Below are 20,612 nucleotides of genomic sequence, written 5' to 3' on the forward strand. Positions count from 1 at the left end.
TAGGTAGGGTGTTGATTGGTGTTGCTAAGATAGTGAAATTTCGTAGACGCATTTTAAAATGCGCAGGTTCCATTTTCTATGTTTTCATCTTTATAATATTGCGATAAATATTTTAGTACATTTGCGAGAACCTAAAAATTTTATAATATGAAGAAGACCCTTTTTATTGCAATGGCAATAAGCGGTTTATTGTTTTTTTCTTGTAAAGAAAACAAGACAGAGAACAATATAGCCCAAACTGAAAATGTAGCGAATACAGAGTTTGATTACAATGTTGAGTCGTTCGGCGATGTAAAAATACTGCGTTACCAAATTCCTGGTTGGGAGCAACTTAGTTTAAAGGAGCAAAAACTGGTATACTATCTCACCAAAGCTGGTCTGGAAGGAAGAGATATAATGTGGGATCAAAACTACCGCCACAATCTTACCATTAGAAAAGCACTTGAAAATATTTACACGAATTATAAGGGCGATAAAAACACGGAAGATTGGAAAAACTTTGAAACTTATTTAAAGCGTGTTTGGTTCAGTAATGGTATTCATCACCATTATAGCAATGCCAAACTTATACCTGAATTTTCTTCAGATTATTTAAAACAGCTTTTAACCGATACTAATACGAAATTAGAAGGCGAAGCTTTTGACGTAATTTTTAACGATAAGGATTCAAAAAAAGTGAATCAGGCCAAAGGTGTTGATAACGTTGCAGAAAGTGCTGTAAACTTTTATGGACCCAATGTTACCAATAAAGATGTGGAAAATTTTTACGGCAATAAAAAATCTCCCAATCCTAAAAAACCATTGTCTTTTGGTTTAAATTCTAAATTGGTAAAAGAAAATGGCGAACTAAAGGAACTGGTTTATAAATCTGGCGGACTTTACGGCGCAGCGATAGATAAAATTATTGGATGGTTAGAAAAAGCACAGGGAGTTGCAGAAAACCAAGCCCAAGGCGATGCACTTGGCTTGTTAATTAAATACTACAAAACTGGCGACCTACAAACTTGGGATGATTATAATGTAGCGTGGACCGCCGCAACTGAAGGAAATATAGATTACATAAACAGCTTTATTGAAGTGTATAACGATCCGTTAGGCTACAAGGGCTCGTACGAGACAATTGTACAACTGAAAGATTTTGACATGTCTGAAAAAATGGCAGTACTTTCTGAAAACGCTCAATGGTTTGAAGATAATTCACCATTGATGGAAGAACATAAAAAAGACAGTGTGGTGGGGGTAACTTATAAAGTTGTAAATGTTGCCGGAGAAGCGGGCGATGCATCGCCAAGCACGCCAATTGGTGTTAACTTGCCAAATGCAAACTGGATTCGCGCTGCGGTGGGTAGTAAATCTGTTTCTTTAGGAAATATTATCGAAGCCTATAACAACGCAGGAAGTTCAGGTAGATTAAAAGAGTTTGTAAACGATTCTGAAGAACTTGAATTGGAAGAAAAATACGGGCAACAAGCCGATAAACTTCACACAGCACTGCACGAAGTTATTGGTCATGCTTCGGGACAATTAAATCCTGGGGTTGGCGAAACCAAAGAAACTCTTAAAAACTATGCTTCTACTTTAGAAGAAGGTCGCGCAGATTTGGTGGGGCTTTACTATTTATACAGTCCTAAACTCCAGGAATTGGGATTGGTAGACGATTGGAAAAAAATTGGAATGGCCGCTTATGACGGTTACATCCGCAATGGGCTAATGACGCAATTAATTAGGCTTAATTTGGGCGATGATGTAGAAGAAGCTCACATGCGAAACCGCCAATGGGTTTCTGCTTGGGTTTATGAAAAAGGAAAGGCAGACAATGTAATAGAAAAAATTACCCGGGACGGAAAAACCTATTTCAATATTAACGATTACGATAAACTTCACGAATTGTTTGGCGAATTGCTTCGCGAAACACAACGTATAAAAAGCGAAGGCGATTATAATGCAGTACAACATTTAGTTGAAACCTACGGTGTTAAAGTAGATCAGGCTATTCACAAAGAAATTTTGGAGCGCAATAAGCAATTTACATCGGCACCGTATAGTGGTTTTGTAAACCCGCTAATTGTTCCAAAAATGGACGATAATGGCGAAATTGAAAGTTTCACCATAGAGCAACCAAAGTCTTTTGACGAACAGATGCTTTATTACTCTAAAAATTATAGCAATTTGCCAGCAGTAAATTAAATACCGAATTACATAAAATTTAAAAGCCTTCAAAATTTTGTTTTGAAGGCTTTTTTAGTTGAACATTAATTTGGCTAGTTAATTTATTTTTATTCAAAGTTGTTTAACGAAATTTCAGCTACTAATACAAAGGCGAAATATTATTTTAAACGTGCTTGAAACTCACCGATTACATCGGAGTAGCTTCTTAAAACTCGATCCCATTCCTTGTAAAGTTCGTCGCTTTTTACGCTTGTAAGCGGTAAGCCAGAAGCTTCACTCACTAATTTTATTTTAAAAACCAAGGGATTGGTAGATGTTTCCTTAATTATTATACGTGTGCGAATGGTGTTTTGCATAAAGGTTTTTAAAGACCAAGCGGTACGTAGATAACCAGTGTCTTTATCGGTCATTTCAATTACGTCAATGTATGATAATACAATTTGGTTCATGAGTTTCCAAGCTTGATCTTTATCCATGGTATTCACGACCATTTCAATATCTACATTGGCAATATCGGTTTGTATAGAAGCGTCGTAGGCGTCGTCGCGTTTCATTTCAATAAAATAAGTTTTAGGCGGTTTGGTCATGCCTTTTTTATTACAAAACTCAATTCGTTCTGTTAAAAAGCCAATTTTTTTAGCAATTACTGTAACGCAATCATCTTTGGGAACCGTAATAACTGTACTTCCTTTGCCTATTAGTTTTCCGTTTAAAAAGATCTCGGCATCGCTTTCTGAAGAGCCTACTTCTACCTTTTTCTTTCCAGCTGCTGCGTCGTCTGGAATTGCCGAATTTATAGGCGAACCAAACATAACCGTGCTGAATGCAATTGCAAATAAGAGTATAAAGTTTTTCATAATTTGAGTGTTAATTTAATTAGTACGTTAAAAGTAATTGTTTAAATTTTTAATTGAAATACCTAATAGAGGGTATATTTATAGGAAGCCGAAACCGAATCCAATATTAAAAATTACTGTACCCGATGAACCCATTCCCGGAATATTTGGGATATCTTCTTGTGCTTTCGCGTTAGAATCGCTACTGACCACTGTAACGGTTTCCGGTATTTTTCCGAAGCCGTAGCCTAATTCAACTCTAAAATAAAACACTCTGCCTAATTTGGCACCTACCTTAAAATTTATGGTGCTAAAATCAATTTTTGCTTTTCCAGGCCCATATGAGCCATCGTCAAAATCTACATCTTCAAAAGTTCCCGTGCTTTTAAAAGACAGGTAGGAAAGTGAACCATAAAGTCCCTTGCCTGTTTCGTTTAAGTAAACATTTGTACCAATTTCAAAGTTATTGTACTTAATGCTTACATCGTCCACGGTTTTTGAAAAGCTTATAAAATCCAGTGACGCCGCAACACGTTCATCCAGCAATGGAGTAACATATTCGGCATTTAGGGTAATTAAACTTGGGATGCCTAATTTTGTTCCAATTCGTAAAGGTTTAATGCTTTCCGATCTTTCTACGGTTTGGGTAACCGCTCCATTTTGAGCCATCCCTACCATTACGGATAAAAGAAAAATACTGCTTAGTAAAAATTTCATAATTATTTTATTTAGTTAGTTATACCCAAAACTATACGGAGTAAAGCCAAAAAAAAATACCTGTTTAAGGGTATTTTCAACTTTGCCATTAGTGTGCAAGAGGTATAACGCAATAGGGTTTGGCCTAAAAGTCGTATTTCTGTTCCAAAGCGTAGCGCAATAGTTCGCCTTTACCGGAAAGGCCTAGTTTGTGCATCATGTTTTTTCGGTGCTTCTCTACCGTAGAAACAGCTGTGAAGCGCAAATTTGCAATCTGACTGCTTGTTTTTCCTTGCCCGATATAGCGTAAAATTTCACGTTCGCTTTTAGACAAAATGGGTTTTTGTGAAGTGGTTTCGGCGGTTTCATTTAGAAAGGAAGGATCAATTCCGCGGTCAAAAAACGTATTGCCAGCAGCTACTGTTTTTATTGCGTTCAATACTTCTTCTAAGGGCGAGTTTTTTAGTAAATATCCCGAAGCACCTGCTGCAATCATTTGCGAAACAGCATCGTGTTGGCTAAACATTGTAAAAGCCACAATCTTAATTTGGGGAAATTCGTTTTTGATGATTTTGGTAGCGGCAATGCCGTCTATTTTTGGCATTTTAATATCGGTTAAAACTACTTTTGGTTGTTTTTTACGTACAATTTCCAGCAGGGCTTCGCCATCGTTGGCCATTCCAACAATAGAAATGCCCTCTTCATATTTCAGTAATAAATTTATACCGTCCACCAGACTTTGGTGGTCTTCGGCTATAGCTACAGTTATCATATTGGTATATCTATTAATACGGTTGTGCCTCTTCCTATTGTTGAATCTACTTCCATACTACCTTCTAAATGCTCCACCCGACGTTCTATATTGGCAAGACCCATGCCGTCTTTTTCGTGAATTTGCTTCGGATTAAATCCACGGCCATTATCCTCTACAATTATGTTGAGTGAATCTGTATGTTGCGTAATAGATATGCTGGCTTCGGAAGCTTTTGAGTGTTTAATGATGTTAGTTACAAGTTCTTGAATTATTCTAAAAACTGCAATTTCCATTGAATTTTCGAGCCTTTCATCTAGTCCAAAATCTTGTACATCAATTGTTAAATTATTGGTTCCCGAAGCATTCTTTGCTAGTTTAGTTACAGCAGGCAACAAGCCGTTTTTGGCTATCACACCACTGTTTTTTAAATGTGCCATAGCTCGGATTTCGCTGTAAGCATCCTCTAAAAGTACACTTGTTTTTTCAAAAATTTCGGCTTCGTTTGGCAGTTTTCCTTTATTGTTTTTCAAATGGTTAAATTGCAATTTTGCTGCTGCGAGAGTTGCGCCAACGCTGTCGTGTAAATCGCTTGCCACGCGTTCACGTTCCTTTTCCTGACCCGCTATCATTGCATCTATGGTAGTGAGTTCTTGCTCCTTTAGCATTTTCTCGGTTTTTTGAATTTCTATTTCGCGCTGTTGCTCGGCGATATACTGCTTGCGTTTGGCATTTTTAAAAATTAAATATGAAATAACACTGAGTACAACCATCAAAATTGAAGCCCCAATCCATAGGTTGCGCTGTTGTATTTTCTGTTGTTTCAAATTAGATTTTAATGTATCGTTGTCGTAGTTTTCAATTATGTTTGCAATGCTTTCTTGGTGCTCTTCTTTGCTTAAGCTATCGGAAAGTTTAATTACATTTTTTAGATTATAAAAACCTTCTTTAAAATAACCGAGTCCTGCGTTAACTTCGGCTAAATTTTCGGCTATCATGAGTTCATTAAAAACCTTATTTTTTGTAGTATTATACTCCAATGCTTTTTCCAGATTTAATCTTGCTTGCAGATAATTTTTTTTAGTAGCGTAGGCTTTTCCTAAATTATTGTAAACGTTTAGATAATGTTCGGCAGTACCAAAATTGGGATTCGTTTCAATAAGATTTAGTTTTTTATTGTAATAATAAATGGCAGAATCTGGATTGCTAATATTTGTTTGGTATAAGGCTCCAATATTGCCAAGAGTTCCCACCAATAAAATACTATCGCGAGGACCAAAAGTATTTGCTAAAACCTTTTTGTAATTATTTAGAGCTTCCGTATTATGGTCTCTAAACAAGTGGTAATTTCCTAAAAGATAGCTGTAAATTATGCTAAAACTTTGATTGTTGTATTTGTTGGCGGCCAGCTTAAGTTTTTCCAGATAATCAAGCCTGTAATGGTTGTCTTCCTTATAATCCCACGACTGCGAAAGTCCGCTTAAACTATTTAATATTGTTAAGGTGTCTTCGTTTTTGGTGGCTTGTATTAAGGCTTTTTGATGATAGACAAATGCGAGGGAATCGTTATCCAATATACGATTGTAATACGCATTTAAGTATAATAGTCTAGGTAAAAGGGTAGCTGGTAAACCTTGCTGGGCATCAATTTTTTTAAGGTAATACCCCATGGAATCTACGTTTCTATTCTTACTGAAATATACGAGCCGATAATAACTTTTTAAAGCCGGATCTTTCGTTTTTTCAATCTTGGCTTTAATTAACCGTTCTGGTGTAGTCTGGTCAAAATAATAAAATGTAGAATCTTCCTGCGACCAACCAGCAGAAATAAATATCATACAAATGCTAAAAATTATCGTGTTATACATACGCCAGAAGGTGTGCAGCCATTATCTAAAATGGGGTGTCCTGAAATTTCGGTACCTTTCTTTTTTACGCCTAGTTTACCGGGGTTTTTCCCGCTTGCGCAAACCTGATTGTTACTGTTTATATCTAAAAAAACGAATAATTTAGATCCAGCAGTCTTTTTGAGTCCGCTTAACCTAATTTTAAAAATGCTGTAATCCTGATCTAATTGGGAACCATTGGCTTCAAAATATATTTCGTTGCCACTTTGTTTTTTTATTGTTAAGTAATGATCTTTTGGCACAGGCATATACAAAATGGCAGTGCCATCTTCAGTATTGTAGCACGATTTATCTGTTAAAACAGCACAATTGGAGGTGCAAATATCATACTCGGTACCGGCTGCGGATACGTTGGTTATTGCAAATTCTACCGTTTTTTCCTTGCAGCTAGTAGTTGCCAAAAGAAAAAATAGAGTTATAAAACAGAGCGTAATTGTCTTGATACCCATAATTGTTTTTTTTTTTTGAATTAGTAATGATTTATACTTCAAAGATTCGCTAATCTTAGGGATAATAAAATCCTCTTTAGGGGGTATATTTGCTTAAAAACTACAAAATGGTAAAGCACTAATTTAATTAGAAGAATTAAGACAGGCAACTATTTGTTTGATATTCAAGGAGTAAAATTGGACTGTTCTTTCTAAATAAAATATTGAAATTTCTAAACTTATCAAGAGATTGGTTTTGAAATAAAAGAGGTCGAATAAATACATATTATACGACCTCTTTTGGTTCAAACAAATTACAGAAACACTTATAAAGTTAATTGCATACGGTAGCAGGAATCTTCGGTAACAGTTACGGAGCCATCCCAGGTGTAGCCTTGGCAACTTGCCGAATAGTTGTACGTGCCAGGGGTAAGGTCGTTAAAATTTCCGCCAATGCCGTCTGGGGTACAATCTGGTGTGCCGGCGTAATAATATCCAGTTATATCACTGGTGCCTACGCCGCTTAAATTCACCGTAATTGGGCCACAGCCAAAATCGTCATTTATCCAAAACTTTACATCGCCTTTGTTGCTTCCGCCTCCAGAGCCACCGCCCCCGCCAGAGCCACCGCCGCCACCTGCATCACTGCAGTCAACGCCATAGCCGTTAACAATTACATCTACCGAACCGTTGGCGTCTAAATTTGCTTCCAAGACAAATTCTACTCCATTAATTGCAACGGTACATGTATTCGGGGGTATATCGCCCAAGTTATGTGCATATAAGGTTACATAATTAAAACCGTTGTAACCAAAATCGTAATCTACACTAATAGGACTGTCGGGTCCTCTTAATGTTTGTTCGTCTATAATAATATCGTCATTAGCAATAATTGAAACAATATCGCCATCAACGGTACCGTGATCCCAAACAGCAATGTTGGTAATTCGGCTGGTAATTTCAATACAGCCCAAATAGTTGTTTGGTCGCCCAAACGAAGAGGATGGAATGATGGAACTTTCGTTTACTTCAACCACTTCTTCCTCTTCTGGATCAGAATCTTCATCTTTTTCACAACTTATAAAGAAGAAGGAAAAAGCTAATAAAAATGGAAATAGGTATTTTAATTTTTTCATAATTTAATTTGGTTTTTAGTTAGTAAGTGTACAATTGGTATTGCTTTTAATATTTCATCTAGTTTATTTTTTCGAGGGAAATTTTAAGAAAAACCTGCAGTGCATTGCTTCAATTTTATTAACTTTTTACTCCCTCCCCAAAGAGCAAAATTTTAATAGAAAGCTGTATTATTACAATGCACTTATAGGTTTTTTCTTCAGATTAAATAAATTGCTAATTCAAACTAGTTCAATTTATTCGTCTTAAAACTAATACATTGCTGTACGTGATTACATTGTTATAAAGCAAATGTAGGGTAGGAGATTTCCAAATAAAATACCTATTAAGAGGTATTTTTGTAGAAATGTTGAATTAAAATAGTAGAGAGAGAACCGTTTTTTTAAAGTGCGGCCACACTGGTAATATTACGCATTTGCTGCATGTTAGCTTTTAAAATAGTTTTTTACCAAGATTAATAAGGTAACAAAAACTATAAAACCTACCAGGACCCAGATACTGCCCTTATAATATTTTTTGTGAAGTCTTTTATCGCCTTTATAGCTAAATATCATGATTATTACAAAGACAATAAAAAATAATCCAGCGAAAACCAATTGGCCATTAGTAAACATAAAGTTGTAGTTTTACAGGGGTTAAAAATACAATACTAATTTAAAAATCACCCTGCTATTTGGGCATAAAAATGAAGAATAAAATAAATGCAGTTTCTGAATTTCACGATGCATTTGGTCTAGGAATAAAAAACATTCCAACGGCTAATCTGGGAATGAAGAAAAACCTTTTGCGCTACGAATTAATGCGTGAGGAAAACGAAGAATACTTAAAAGCAGCAAACGAGGGCGATCTTGTAGAAGTAGCAGATGCCCTGGGCGATATGCTCTATATTTTATGCGGAACCATAATTGAACACGGTATGCAACATAAAATTGAAGAGGTTTTTAATGAAATTCAGCGCAGCAATATGAGCAAGCTTGGAGAAGACGGAAAGCCTATTTATCGCGAAGATGGAAAGGTGCTAAAAGGCCCCAACTATTTTAAACCGCGTATTCGCGAAATTTTGGAAAAATAACAACTAAAAAAAGTCCGAACAGTATAGATTCGGACTTTATAAAATATCGTTTTTTACTGCTTACGCAACTTCAAACCGCCAGCCAAACGGATCGTCACTACGGTTGTATTGAATATCCATTAATTCTTTTTTAAATCTCTTGGCAAAACCATCTTCCTGTTTTTCAAGTTCGTAAACGGTTCCTTTATAGCTAAACGCGCTTACCGGACTAATAACGGCCGCGGTGCCAGCTCCAAAAATTTCTTTTAAACTTCCATTTCTTGCCGCTTCTACAATTTCCGAAACCAAAACCGGCCTTACCTCTATTGTTAGATTATCTCGTTCCGCAAGCGCTAAAACGCTTTTACGCGTAACCCCATCCAAGATTCTGTCGCTTACCGGAGCAGTAAGCAGGGTGTTGTTTACCCTAAAAAATACATTCATTGTTCCCGCTTCCTCCAACAATTTGTGTTCGTTGGCGTCGGTCCAGATTACTTGTTGAAATCCTTTTTCGCGTGCCAAATTGGTTGGGAAAAATTGTGCGCCGTAATTTCCGGCAGCTTTTGCGGCACCTACGCCACCATTTGCCGAGCGGCTATAATGTTCTGCAATCTCTACTCTTACATCGCCAGTATAATATGCTTGCGCTGGCGACATTAAAATCATAAACTTATATTCAGATGAAGGCGATGCCGAAACACCCACTTGGGTTGCAATTACAAATGGACGGATATAAAGCGAATTCCCAAGCCCTGGCTGAATCCAGTCTTTGTCCATTTTCACGATAGTGGTTAGCGCCTCAAAGAAAATATCTTTTGGGAACTCTGGAATGGCCATTCGCACCGACGATTTATTAATTCGTTTAAAATTTTCCTCAGGTCTAAAAAGCCAAACCCGGTTATCGTCGTCTTTAAAAGCTTTCATTCCTTCAAAAACCGCTTGTCCGTAATGAAATACTTTCGCAGCAGGTGAGATTGTAAGCGGGCCATACGGCTTAATGGTAGGCTTTTGCCACACACCGTTTTTATAGTCGCATTCAAACATGTGGTCTGTAAAAGTATTTCCGAAGGTAAGATTGTTAAAATCTACTTCGCCAATTCTTGAAGTTGCAACTTTTTGGATGTCTAGTTTTTCGGTGGAAGGTGAATTCATGAAAAGAAATGTTTATTTGGTAAAAATAGGTAAAATTTAGACCATATAAAATTCAAAAAATCATTAAAATTGCAAAGCATTACCAATCAATAATTTATTTAAATTCTTCAAAATGAAAAAAACACTAATTCTGTTCTCACTTATAGCAGTTGCCATTGGCTGTAAAAACGAAAAAGTTGAAGACAAACCTGTGCTCGAAACTGAAACAATAGCCATGAACTACCAAACTTTTGGCGAAAAAATTACCGATGAAAACGTATTAAATACGCAAGCGGTAATTAAAAGATACAACGATTTAAAAATTGGCGATACAGTCAATGTAAAATTTGCCAGCCAAGTAAAGGAAGTTTGCCAAAAGAAGGGCTGCTGGATGAAAGTAGATTTGGGTGAAGACGAGGCAATGGTTCGTTTTAAAGATTATGGTTTCTTTATGCCGAAAGATATTGCTGGCAAAGAAATTATTGCCGAAGGTAAAGCATATGTTGAAGAAATGAGTATTGAAGATCAACGTCATTACGCCGAAGATGGCGGAGCTACGGCCGAAGAAATTGCTGCGATTACCGAAGTAAAGCGCACCCTTGCCTTTGAAGCTCACGGAGTACTTATTCCGGAAGAGGAAAAGCACTAGTTTTTTTGAAACGCACACTTTTTAAAACAGCCGACGGCTCTTATTCCTTGCATATTAACGAATGGAACGAGCAATACCATTCTAAGCACGGGGCAATAGCCGAAGCTCTGCATGTTTTTATAAAGGAGGGGCTTCATTATTGGTTTTCTGAAAATAAAGAGCCAGGTGTTTCAATTCTTGAAATTGGGTTTGGAACCGGTCTCAACGCTTTTCTTACTTTTTTAGAAACTGAAAAAAATTCGTTTGCTGTAAATTATACGGGAATTGAAGCCTATCCGTTACAAATAGATGAAATACGGCAACTCAATTACGCTTCACTTCTAAATACTTCCGAAGAAAAATTTATTCAATTTCACGATGCACCGTGGGAAGAGAAAACTAGGTTTTCAGAAAAATTTCACCTTGCCAAAATACAGCAGTTCTTTTCTGAAATATCGGTTGAAAACGCTTTTAATCTTATCTATTTTGATGCCTTCGGCATTCGGGTTCAACCAGAACTTTGGACTGAGAAAATCTTTAGTATAATGTACAGGTCTTTAAAGGCCAATGGCGTGTTGGTTACCTATGCGGCCAACGGTAATGCGAGGCGGGCAATGCAAGCGGTAGGCTTTACCGTTTACCGGCTACCCGGTCCGCCAGGAAAAAAGGAAATGTTACGGGCGGTAAAATAAGTAATCATTAATTTTTTGGAGTGCTCAGTTCAATGTAGGTAAAGTTCAAAAAATTTATGTGCAATGGTGAGCAATTCATAATCTTCCGTTAATGAGCATTGCTATTTGTTTTTGAATCGATAATTTTAATATTATGATAAAAAAGGTATTGATTACGGGGGCTACAGGACTTATTGGTTCGGAGTTGGTAAAGCAGTGCCATAGTGAAGGCATTGCTGTTAATTATCTCACAACCAGCAAAGAAAAAATTGAAAATACCGAAAACTACAAGGGTTTTTATTGGAATCCCCAAAATGGTGAAATTGATGTAAACGCATTTAATGGTGCAGAAGCCATAATTAATTTGGTTGGAGCCACTATTTCTGAACGTTGGACCAAAAAATACAAAAAAGTTATATTGGACAGCCGTATAGAAACTATGGACTTGTTGTACCAAACGCTAAAAAACATAAACCACAATGTTGTTCATTTTATTTCTGCGAGCGGCATTGGTATTTATCCAAATTCAGAAACTAGATTATACACCGAAGAAGATGATGAAATTGGCGATAATTTTTTGGCACAGGTTGTTGTTAAGTGGGAAGCTGCAGCAGCCAGATTTAAAGGATTGGGAATGGGAATGGAGGTGAGCAAGGTGCGTACCGGAATGGTTTTGGCAAAAAATGATGGCGCATTACCGCAATTAATAAAACCAATTAAATACGGAGTGGGTGCGCCATTGGGAAATGGTGAGCAGTGGCAATCGTGGATTCACATTGAAGATATTGCCGGTATATATATGTTTTTATTAAAAAACCAATTGGAAGGCAAGTACAATGCCGTAGCGCCAAATCCGGTACAGAATAAGAAGATGACAAAGATGATTGCGGCTAAACTTAATAGTCCGCTTTGGCTGCCTAATATTCCAGCCTTTGCTTTAAAATTAATTTTAGGCGAAATGGCCGTATTGGTGCTGGAAGGTCAATTGGTTAGCTCGCACAAAATAGAGGAGCTTGGCTACCATTTTAAATATTACAATTTAGAAACTGCACTGCAGGATTTATTATAAACAAAATAGAGCGGCAATTTGCCGCTCTATCTTTAGCTTTAAGTGTCTTAAAATTTATGCTTTTGTTGCAACCAAAAGCACATTTAATTTAATAGTGTCGTTTATAAACTTATCTCCCAAACTTGGAAATACAGATTTTGAACCGTAATTAACATCCCATTTCGTTCTGTCTATTTCAAAAGTTTCGCTTTTAAGGGTCATTTTATCACCTTCAATGCTTACTGTTGCAGGAAATTCAATGGGGTTTGTTTTATCTTTAATGGTCAGGTTTCCTTTAACCATATTATTCTCAATGCCGGTCATTTCAAACTTTGCGGTAGGATATTCGGTTGCATTAAAAAAGTCGCCTTCTTTTCCTTCAACAGTTCCTTTTAAGTGCGCTTCCAAGTTTGCTTTGTCTTCTCCAGTCAGGTCTTCTACATTAATACTATTCATATTAAAAGTAAAACTTCCAGCTTCAACCTTTCCTTCGTTTAAATGAATTGTTCCCGAAGCAAGATCAATAGTGCCGTGATGTTTGCCGGTAGGTTTTGCGCCTTCCCAGTTAATTTGAGATGCGGCAGCATCTACAGAATATTCGGTTGCCATTTCAGTGGCTTGAGCAGCTTCTTCGACCGTTGTTTCAGCTTCTTTCTCGGTATTTTTACACGAAAATGCGCCTATGGTAATAAAGGACATTAAAGTAATTTTTAAAAATGTAGATTTCATATTTATTGATTTTAGTTTATCCGTGCAAAAATAGAGAATATACCGAGGTTTACTCTTAAAGAATTATTAAATAAAACCCTGTGACATTTTGACATTTTTCAACAAATGGCAGTACTTTTGCTCCCTTGAGAAAAAATTGAAAGAATAGCCATTATGAGCAAAGAAGATAATTTAAAAGAAACCCAGCACGATGCTGAAATTGGTTTTGACGAACAGGAGTTGAATTCGCAGGAAATTGCCGAAGAAAAAGTAACCGATGCACTTACAGAATTGCAAGAGGAGTTTCAACGTGAAAAAGATCGTTACCTACGCCTTTTCGCAGAATTTGAAAATTTTAAAAAACGAACTGCCCGCGAACGTATAGACATGTTTAAAACTGCGGGAGAAGATGTAATTAATTCACTCTTACCGGTTTTAGACGACTTTGAACGCGCATTAAAGGAAATTGAAAAAAGCGAAGACGACGGCCTGTATAAAGGCGTTGCCCTTATAAATAACAAATTGCGCGAAACCTTAAAGTCTAAGGGGCTAAGTTTAATGGAAGTAAAACAAGGCGATGTTTTTGATTCGGAATCGCACGAAGCTGTTACCCAGATACCGGCACCGGACAAGAAATTAAAAGGAAAAGTGATTGATGTGGTTGAAAAGGGATACACCCTTGGCGATAAAATAATTCGTTATCCAAAAGTGGTTATAGGACAATAATATGAAGGAAGATTATTACGAAATTTTAGAAATCTCAAAGTCCGCCACGGCAGCGGAAATTAAAAAAGCGTACCGAAAGAAGGCAATTCAGTACCATCCCGATAAAAATCCGGGCGATGCTGAAGCCGAGGCAATGTTTAAAAAATCTGCGGAAGCGTACGAAATATTAAGCGACCCCAATAAACGTTCGCGCTACGATCAATTTGGCCACCGAGCCTTTGATGGCAGTGGTGGTTTTGGCGGAGGTGGTATGAATATGGAAGACATATTCAGCCAATTTGGCGATATTTTTGGCGGTGGTTTTGGTGGTGGCTTCGGCGGTTTTGGCGGCGGTGGTCGCAGAACCGTAAAAGGAAGCAATTTGCGAATACGCGTACAACTTACTTTGGAAGAAATAGCCAATGGCGTTGAAAAAAAGATAAAAGTAAAACGCAAAAAACTGGCCAAAGGCACAACCTATAAAACTTGTGCTACTTGTAATGGGCAAGGGCAGGTTACGCGAATTCAAAATACAATTTTAGGGCGCATGCAAACTTCTGCCACGTGTAGTGCGTGTGGTGGTACAGGCCAAATAGTAGATTCTAAACCAGCAAACGCCGATGCTGACGGTATGTTGGTAACCGAAGAAACTGTATCTATTAAAATTCCGGCCGGTGTTGTGGATGGAATGCAGTTAAAAGTATCTGGAAAAGGAAACGATGCTCCAGGCAACGGAATTTCTGGCGATCTTTTGGTTGCAATTGAAGAAAAACCGCACGATACATTACAGCGTGAGGGCGATAATCTTCACTACGATTTATATATAAGTTTTTCTGAAGCAGCTTTGGGTACTTCAAAAGAGATAGAAACCGTTACCGGCAAAGTGCGTATTAAAATAGACAATGGAGCGCAGAGCGGAAAGATTTTAAGACTTCGCAATAAAGGAATTCCAAGTATAAACGGATATGGAACTGGCGATTTGCTGGTACATGTGAATGTTTGGACCCCGAAATCGCTTTCGAAGGAACAAAAGGAGTTTTTTGAGAAAATGAGCAGTGACGAACATTTTCAGCCGAAGCCTGAGAAAGAAGACAAGTCGTTTTTTGAGAAAGTGAAAGATATGTTCTCTTAAACAAACGTTAAATAAATATTTTTCATATATTTGAAATGTCGCTTCGTCTTAGAAGTGATAATTTTTCTTTTTCATAGCAATTTTTTTTCCCACCCAAGAATTCATTTTTTGGGTGGGTTTTGTTTTTAAAAGCTAAGCCCAAAGCAACTCGACGGTTTTAAAATCGTCATTCTTTTAAAATTATTACCATTTGCACAAGGTGTGTTCATCTTTTTCACCTTTATAGTGCTGGTTTTTTTTTAAGCGTATCTTTTCCCTTGGTTTATATGTCTAAAAAAAATCATAAATCTTTCTTCAATAAAGGTAGAGGTACTATCAATTCAATATATTTACATACTTCAAAAAAAATTTATGGAAAAACTTTTAGTAGTCAACAATGTTTCCAAAATCTACGGAGATTATAGGGCGCTCAACAATGTATCTATCGAGGTAGAAAAGGGAAGTATTTTTGGCCTGCTTGGACCAAATGGCGCTGGAAAAACTACGTTGATTCGCATTATTAACCAAATTACCATGCCAGATGCAGGTACGGTAATTTTAGATGGTGAACCTCTTCAGCCAAACCACATTAAATATATTGGGTATTTGCCCGAAGAACGCGGGTTATACAAGTCTATGAAAGTGGGAGAACAAGCGCTGTACTTGGCACAGTTAAAAGGATTGACTAAACAGGAAGCAAAAGAACGACTTAAATATTGGTTTGATAGGTTGGAAATAGGTGATTGGTGGGACAAAAAAATCCAGGAATTATCTAAGGGAATGGCACAAAAAATACAATTTGTTGTTACCGTACTTCACAACCCAAAACTGTTAATTTTTGATGAGCCATTTAGTGGTTTTGATCCTATTAACGCCAATCTTATTAAAGATGAAATATTAAAGCTACGCGACGATGGCGCCACCGTAATTTTCTCTACCCACCGCATGGAATCTGTAGAAGAAATGTGCGATCATATTGCATTGATTCACAAATCCAATAAAATTTTGGACGGTAGGCTTATCGATATAAAACGCCAGTATAAAAACAACACTTTTGAAATAGGTTTAATAACGCCAAACCACATGGCAGTTTCGACTGCTCTAAAAGATAAATTTGACATTTTTCCGGCAACGTTTAAGAGTATTAATGACGAATTGCAGTACAAAGTAAAGATTCCTGATTCTGTGGCGCCAAATGACTTTGTTAGTTATTTAACTTCGTTAGGGCAGTTAACGCATTTTGTTGAAGTAGTACCCTCTGCAAACGATATTTTTATTGAAACCATTCAAAAAAACTAAGCAACCATGAATCATCTTCCGCTTATAATAAAGAGAGAATATCTTACCAAAGTGCGCAATAAATCTTTTATTGTAATGACGTTTTTGAGCCCACTGATTTTTGTGGGTATTTTCGCATTGGTAGCCTATTTGTCCAGTCTAAATAACGATACCGTTCGTAATATTTCAATACTGGATGAAAGTGGCATGTTTGCAGGCGAATTTAATTCTACCCCCCATTTACAGTATAAAATGCTCAGCGGAGTACAATTGGCAGATGCCAAAAAAATAGCTGAAAATGGCGAAATTTATGGTTTGTTATACATTCCTAAAACCGAAAGCCTCGATGAACTTTCAGAGAAAATAACCTTTTATTCAGAAGACTCCCCTTCATTGTCTTTGATGAGTGACATTAATAACTTGTTGGAAGATAAAGTAAACACTTTAAAATTAAAGGAGGCCGGAATTGATTCAGAAACCATTAAAAACCTTCACATTAACATAAGTGCCAATCAAGAAACATTTCAAGGAAAGGAAACCTCAAAGTTAGGTTCCGGCTTAAAATTAATTTTTGGTGGTGCCGCAGGTTATTTGCTTTTTATGTTTATTATTATTTATGGCAATATGATTATGCGCAGCGTAATTGAAGAAAAAACAAGCCGTGTTATTGAAGTGATTATTTCTTCGGTAAAACCTCGAATTTTACTTTTGGGAAAAATCTTTGGAACTACACTCGCCGGGATTACACAATTTGTAGTTTGGGTGGTGTTAATACTTGTATTAATGACTGTGGTAACGTCGGTATTCGGCATAGATCCTTCTGCAGGTTCCCCGTCGCAGCAAGTTATAGAAAACAGTGTAAATGGTGGTACCCAGCAAGTTTTGCAAGATGTAATGCTCGAGATTAATAACTTACCTATTGCTAATTTAATAGTAATGTTTATCCTCTTTTTTGTAGGAGGATATTTACTCTATGCCTCATTATACGCCTCGGTGGGTGCAGCTGTAGATAGTGAAACGGATACCCAACAATTTATGATGCCTATTTTAATGCCACTTATTCTGGCGGTGTATGTCGGATTTTTCACCGTAATTGATAATCCACACGGAACTGTTTCCCAAGTTTTTTCGTACATACCTTTTACTTCGCCGGTAGTAATGTTAATGCGTATTCCATTTGGTGTGCCGCTTTGGCAGCAAATTATTTCGGTAGTAATTTTATTCGCAACCTTTATTGCTATGGTTTGGTTTGCGGCAAAAATTTACCGAGTGGGAATATTAATGTATGGAAAAAAACCAACGTACAAAGAAATTTTTAAGTGGCTTAAGTATTAATAAAGAATCCATTGAACGTTGCTATGAATTCGATGGAATTGAAAAAGAAAAATTATGAAAAAGAACCTTTGCCTTACGGCCTGCCTAATGCTTTTTATTTTAGGTGCGTCTGCCCAAACAACAGACTTGGCGCGGATTGAATATTTAAATTTGCAGTTTGCCAAATCCGATAATTCTATAAACCGTTATCGGGCTTTGCTTCAGGCGCCAATTCCATTAAACAAGGAGAAGGAAAACCTTTTGGTGGTGGGGCTGGAATACAGATATGTTGATATTAATATTAATGACTCACAAGATGTTTTCGCTTTTGACGACCAACTGGTTTCGTCTGTGCAACAAATGAATGCTTATTTGGGATATGTATGGAAACAAAACGATTGGCGATTTGGTGTAAAAACCGGGGTGAAAATTCAGAGCAATTTTGAAGGCAGTTTAGTAAACGACGACTTTATTTATGAAGTGGGAGCTTACGCCATAAAAGATAAAAAGAAAAATCCGGAAGAAGGTAAAAAACCATATCGCTTTATTATGGGGCTTGTTTATTCCACAACGCCGGGCAGATGGTACCCATTGCCCATTTTAAATTACTACAAAGAATTTCATCCCAATTGGACGTACACCCTCGGGGTTCCAAAGACCAATGTGCGCCACTATCTAAATAACAGTCATAAAGATGCTATTCAGGCATTTGCTACATTAGATAATGTGTATTCTAACCTTCAACAAAATTTTGTGCCACTTATAGACCAAGGTGAAGATGGTAAAGTGGCAGAAAGTGTGCAACTAACTATTGGTTTATTGGGCCTTGGTTACGAACACTTTTTTACGGAGCATTTATTGTTTTATGGGTATGCGGCGCATTCGGTTTACAACGATTTTAGGTTGGAAGACGGCGATGGAAAAAAAGTTTATAAAATAAATACCGAAAATTCTCCCTATTTTAGGGCAGGAATAAAATTTAAATATTAATGGCAAGAATACTTATAATAGAAGATGAGGCAGCAATTAGAAGAGTTTTGGTAAAAATTCTTTCTGAAGAAAACCAAGGCTACGAGGTGTTTGAAGCAGAAGATGGCCTTGCCGGAATGGAACTGATAAAAAATGAAGATTTCGATTTGGTACTTTGCGATATCAAAATGCCCAAAATGGACGGAGTTGAGGTTTTGGAAGCCGTAAAAAAAATTAAACCCGAAACACCTATGGTTATGATTTCCGGACACGGCGATCTTGAAACTGCCGTAAATACAATGAAATTGGGCGCCTTCGATTATATTTCAAAACCACCGGATTTAAACCGTTTATTAAACACTGTTCGTATAGCCTTAGACCGGAAAGAGTTGGTTGTTGAAAATACCCGCCTTAAAAAAAAGGTTTCAAAAAACTATGAAATGGTAGGCGAATCGCCAGAGATAGAACAGATTAAAAAAATGATTGAAAAAGTGGCCCCCACCGAAGCACGCGTTTTAATTACCGGTCCCAATGGTACCGGAAAAGAACTGGTGGCGCATTGGCTACATCAAAAAAGCGATCGTAGCAACGGTCCGATGATAGAGGTTAACTGCGCTGCAATTCCTAGCGAATTAATTGAAAGCGAACTATTCGGGCACGTAAAAGGTGCTTTTACCTCAGCAAATAAAGATCGAGCTGGAAAATTTGAAGCTGCAAATGGCGGTACAATTTTTCTCGATGAAGTAGGCGATATGAGCCTCTCTGCGCAGGCAAAGGTGCTTAGAGCCTTACAGGAAAATAAAGTACAACGCGTTGGTAGCGACAAGGACATTAAGGTTGATGTTCGCGTAATTACTGCGACCAATAAAAATTTAAAAAAGGAAATAGAAGCAGGTAATTTTCGCGAAGATCTCTATCATAGATTGGCAGTAATTCTTATAAAAGTTCCACCGTTAAATGATAGAAGAGACGACATTCCATTATTGGTTGATTATTTTTCTGAAAAAATTTCAGTTGAACACGGTACGACTAAAAAGAAATTCGCTCCAAAAGCTATAAAATTATTGCAAGAATACGATTGGACAGGAAATATTCGCGAACTCAGAAATGTTGTGGAGCGCTTAATTATTCTCGGAGAAAAGGAAATTAGCGTTGAGGATGTTAAATTGTTCGCCAGTAAATAGATATATAGATGAAAGAAGTACGCATTGAAGATTTTAAAGTTAGTGGGCCTATAAAATTAGATGGCTCCCGAAATGATTTTGATTTGGAAGCCTCTGAGGATGAGTTGAAAAATCATTTAAGAAAAACGCGAAAAGAGTTGGGTAAACTTCAAGACACGCTATACGCCCACGGAAAATATGCAGTTTTGGTCTGCCTTCAAGGAATGGATACGGCTGGGAAAGATAGCTTAATTCGCGAAGTTTTTAAAGATTTTAATGCCCGTGGAGTAGTGGTTCACAGTTTTAAAACGCCCACTTCGCTCGAAAAAAGACACGATTATCTTTGGCGCCACTACATTGCACTTCCCGAACGCGGAAAGTTTGGCGTTTTCAATAGAACACATTATGAAAATGTTTTGGTTACCCGTGTACACCCCGAATATATTCTTGGTGAAAATTTGCCGGATGTAAACTCTTTAGATGATATTGATACAGAATTCTGGGACAAACGATTTCAGCAAATCAATAATTTTGAAAAGACAGTACAAGAAAACGGAACTATTATTTTCAAATTCTTTTTAAACCTTTCAAAAGAAGAACAAAAAAATCGATTGCTTCGCAGGCTGGACAAGCCAAATAAAAATTGGAAATTTTCTCCAGGCGATTTAGACGAAAGGGAATTATGGCAAGAATACAGAAATTATTATGAGCAAGCTATTAATCGCACCTCAAAATCCCACGCTCCTTGGTACATTATTCCTTCAGACGATAAGGATACTGCCCGATTAATTGTGGCAGAAATTATGCTTCGCGAACTAAAAAAATACAAGGATATCAAAGAACCTGAACTAGACGACGCTATAAAGGCAAAAATTTCGGAATACCGTGAACGTCTTAAAAATGATTAATTTGTC

At 37.1% G+C, this 20,612-nt stretch carries 20 protein-coding genes; 12 read left to right on the top strand and 8 right to left on the bottom strand.

Features of this window, described 5'->3' with window-relative positions:
- The first annotated feature begins 147 nt into the window (after positions 1-147).
- Positions 148-2,187: a dipeptidyl-peptidase 3 family protein gene (locus VZD24_RS08485; protein WP_342687409.1), complete on the top strand. Its 2,040-nt coding sequence runs from the start codon at positions 148-150 to the stop codon at positions 2,185-2,187.
- 140 nt (positions 2,188-2,327) lie between these two features.
- On the opposite strand, the gene VZD24_RS08490 is transcribed toward VZD24_RS08485, so the two are convergent.
- The 6 genes from VZD24_RS08490 to VZD24_RS08515 all read right to left on the bottom strand — a co-directional run bounded on the left by VZD24_RS08490 (position 2,328) and on the right by VZD24_RS08515 (position 7,923).
- On the bottom strand, positions 2,328-3,026 hold the full coding sequence (locus VZD24_RS08490; RefSeq protein WP_342687410.1) for a hypothetical protein: 699 nt from the start codon (positions 3,024-3,026) through the stop codon (positions 2,328-2,330).
- A 78-nt stretch (positions 3,027-3,104) separates the two neighbouring features.
- Positions 3,105-3,722 (bottom strand): hypothetical protein, encoded by a 618-nt coding sequence (locus VZD24_RS08495; RefSeq protein WP_342687411.1) that lies wholly within the window; start codon positions 3,720-3,722, stop codon positions 3,105-3,107.
- A 124-nt stretch (positions 3,723-3,846) separates the two neighbouring features.
- Positions 3,847-4,473, bottom strand: a complete 627-nt coding sequence (locus VZD24_RS08500; RefSeq protein ID WP_279447157.1) for a response regulator — start codon at positions 4,471-4,473, stop codon at positions 3,847-3,849.
- Complete coding sequence (locus VZD24_RS08505; protein ID WP_342688786.1) at positions 4,470-6,290, bottom strand: tetratricopeptide repeat-containing sensor histidine kinase; 1,821 nt, start codon at positions 6,288-6,290, stop codon at positions 4,470-4,472. The genes VZD24_RS08500 and VZD24_RS08505 overlap by 4 nt, the downstream gene beginning before the upstream one ends.
- Before the next feature lie 14 nt (positions 6,291-6,304).
- The gene (locus tag VZD24_RS08510) at positions 6,305-6,808 is read right to left on the bottom strand and encodes a hypothetical protein (protein WP_342687413.1); all 504 of its coding nucleotides are present in this window, start codon (positions 6,806-6,808) and stop codon (positions 6,305-6,307) included.
- A 305-nt stretch (positions 6,809-7,113) separates the two neighbouring features.
- Positions 7,114-7,923 carry a hypothetical protein gene (locus tag VZD24_RS08515; protein ID WP_279447160.1) on the bottom strand — a complete coding sequence of 270 codons (810 nt, stop codon included), beginning with the start codon at positions 7,921-7,923 and terminating at the stop codon, positions 7,114-7,116.
- 683 nt (positions 7,924-8,606) lie between these two features.
- Between VZD24_RS08515 and VZD24_RS08520 the strand changes: the two genes are divergently transcribed.
- On the top strand, positions 8,607-8,993 hold the full coding sequence (locus VZD24_RS08520; RefSeq protein ID WP_279447162.1) for a pyrophosphohydrolase domain-containing protein: 387 nt from the start codon (positions 8,607-8,609) through the stop codon (positions 8,991-8,993).
- A gap of 60 nt (positions 8,994-9,053) precedes the next feature.
- Here VZD24_RS08520 and VZD24_RS08525 read toward each other — a convergent pair whose 3' ends face one another.
- On the bottom strand, positions 9,054-10,124 hold the full coding sequence (locus VZD24_RS08525; RefSeq protein WP_279447163.1) for a branched-chain amino acid aminotransferase: 1,071 nt from the start codon (positions 10,122-10,124) through the stop codon (positions 9,054-9,056).
- A gap of 112 nt (positions 10,125-10,236) precedes the next feature.
- Between VZD24_RS08525 and VZD24_RS08530 the strand changes: the two genes are divergently transcribed.
- From VZD24_RS08530 to VZD24_RS08540, 3 genes are all read left to right on the top strand, one after another.
- Positions 10,237-10,752 (top strand): DUF4920 domain-containing protein, encoded by a 516-nt coding sequence (locus VZD24_RS08530; protein WP_342687414.1) that lies wholly within the window; start codon positions 10,237-10,239, stop codon positions 10,750-10,752.
- Positions 10,753-10,757: 5 nt separating this feature from the next.
- The gene (gene mnmC2, locus VZD24_RS08535) at positions 10,758-11,423 is read left to right on the top strand and encodes a tRNA (5-methylaminomethyl-2-thiouridine)(34)-methyltransferase MnmC2 (protein ID WP_279447165.1); all 666 of its coding nucleotides are present in this window, start codon (positions 10,758-10,760) and stop codon (positions 11,421-11,423) included.
- Between the two features lie 133 nt (positions 11,424-11,556).
- Positions 11,557-12,471 (top strand): TIGR01777 family oxidoreductase, encoded by a 915-nt coding sequence (locus tag VZD24_RS08540; RefSeq protein WP_279447166.1) that lies wholly within the window; start codon positions 11,557-11,559, stop codon positions 12,469-12,471.
- A gap of 54 nt (positions 12,472-12,525) precedes the next feature.
- Here VZD24_RS08540 and VZD24_RS08545 read toward each other — a convergent pair whose 3' ends face one another.
- The gene (locus VZD24_RS08545) at positions 12,526-13,179 is read right to left on the bottom strand and encodes a YceI family protein (RefSeq protein WP_279447167.1); all 654 of its coding nucleotides are present in this window, start codon (positions 13,177-13,179) and stop codon (positions 12,526-12,528) included.
- 153 nt (positions 13,180-13,332) lie between these two features.
- Between VZD24_RS08545 and VZD24_RS08550 the strand changes: the two genes are divergently transcribed.
- The 7 genes from VZD24_RS08550 (at position 13,333) to VZD24_RS08580 (ending at position 20,606) form a co-directional block, all read left to right on the top strand.
- Positions 13,333-13,884 carry a nucleotide exchange factor GrpE gene (locus VZD24_RS08550; protein WP_279447168.1) on the top strand — a complete coding sequence of 184 codons (552 nt, stop codon included), beginning with the start codon at positions 13,333-13,335 and terminating at the stop codon, positions 13,882-13,884.
- 1 nt (position 13,885) lies between these two features.
- Entirely contained in the window at positions 13,886-14,995 is a 1,110-nt protein-coding gene (dnaJ, locus tag VZD24_RS08555; protein WP_279447169.1) for a molecular chaperone DnaJ, read from the top strand.
- Positions 14,996-15,346: 351 nt separating this feature from the next.
- Entirely contained in the window at positions 15,347-16,273 is a 927-nt protein-coding gene (locus VZD24_RS08560) for an ABC transporter ATP-binding protein (protein ID WP_279447170.1), read from the top strand.
- Positions 16,274-16,279: 6 nt separating this feature from the next.
- Positions 16,280-17,587: an ABC transporter permease gene (locus tag VZD24_RS08565; RefSeq protein WP_279447171.1), complete on the top strand. Its 1,308-nt coding sequence runs from the start codon at positions 16,280-16,282 to the stop codon at positions 17,585-17,587.
- A 54-nt stretch (positions 17,588-17,641) separates the two neighbouring features.
- Positions 17,642-18,556: a hypothetical protein gene (locus tag VZD24_RS08570; protein WP_279447172.1), complete on the top strand. Its 915-nt coding sequence runs from the start codon at positions 17,642-17,644 to the stop codon at positions 18,554-18,556.
- Complete coding sequence (locus tag VZD24_RS08575; protein ID WP_279447173.1) at positions 18,556-19,719, top strand: sigma-54-dependent transcriptional regulator; 1,164 nt, start codon at positions 18,556-18,558, stop codon at positions 19,717-19,719. Before VZD24_RS08570 ends, VZD24_RS08575 begins: the two co-directional genes overlap by 1 nt.
- A gap of 8 nt (positions 19,720-19,727) precedes the next feature.
- Positions 19,728-20,606, top strand: coding sequence for a PPK2 family polyphosphate kinase (locus tag VZD24_RS08580; protein ID WP_342687415.1), 879 nt, complete (start codon positions 19,728-19,730; stop codon positions 20,604-20,606).
- Positions 20,607-20,612 lie beyond the last annotated feature (6 nt).

The organism is Aequorivita flava, from assembly GCF_038742595.1.
Lineage (GTDB): Bacteria > Bacteroidota > Bacteroidia > Flavobacteriales > Flavobacteriaceae > Aequorivita > Aequorivita marisscotiae.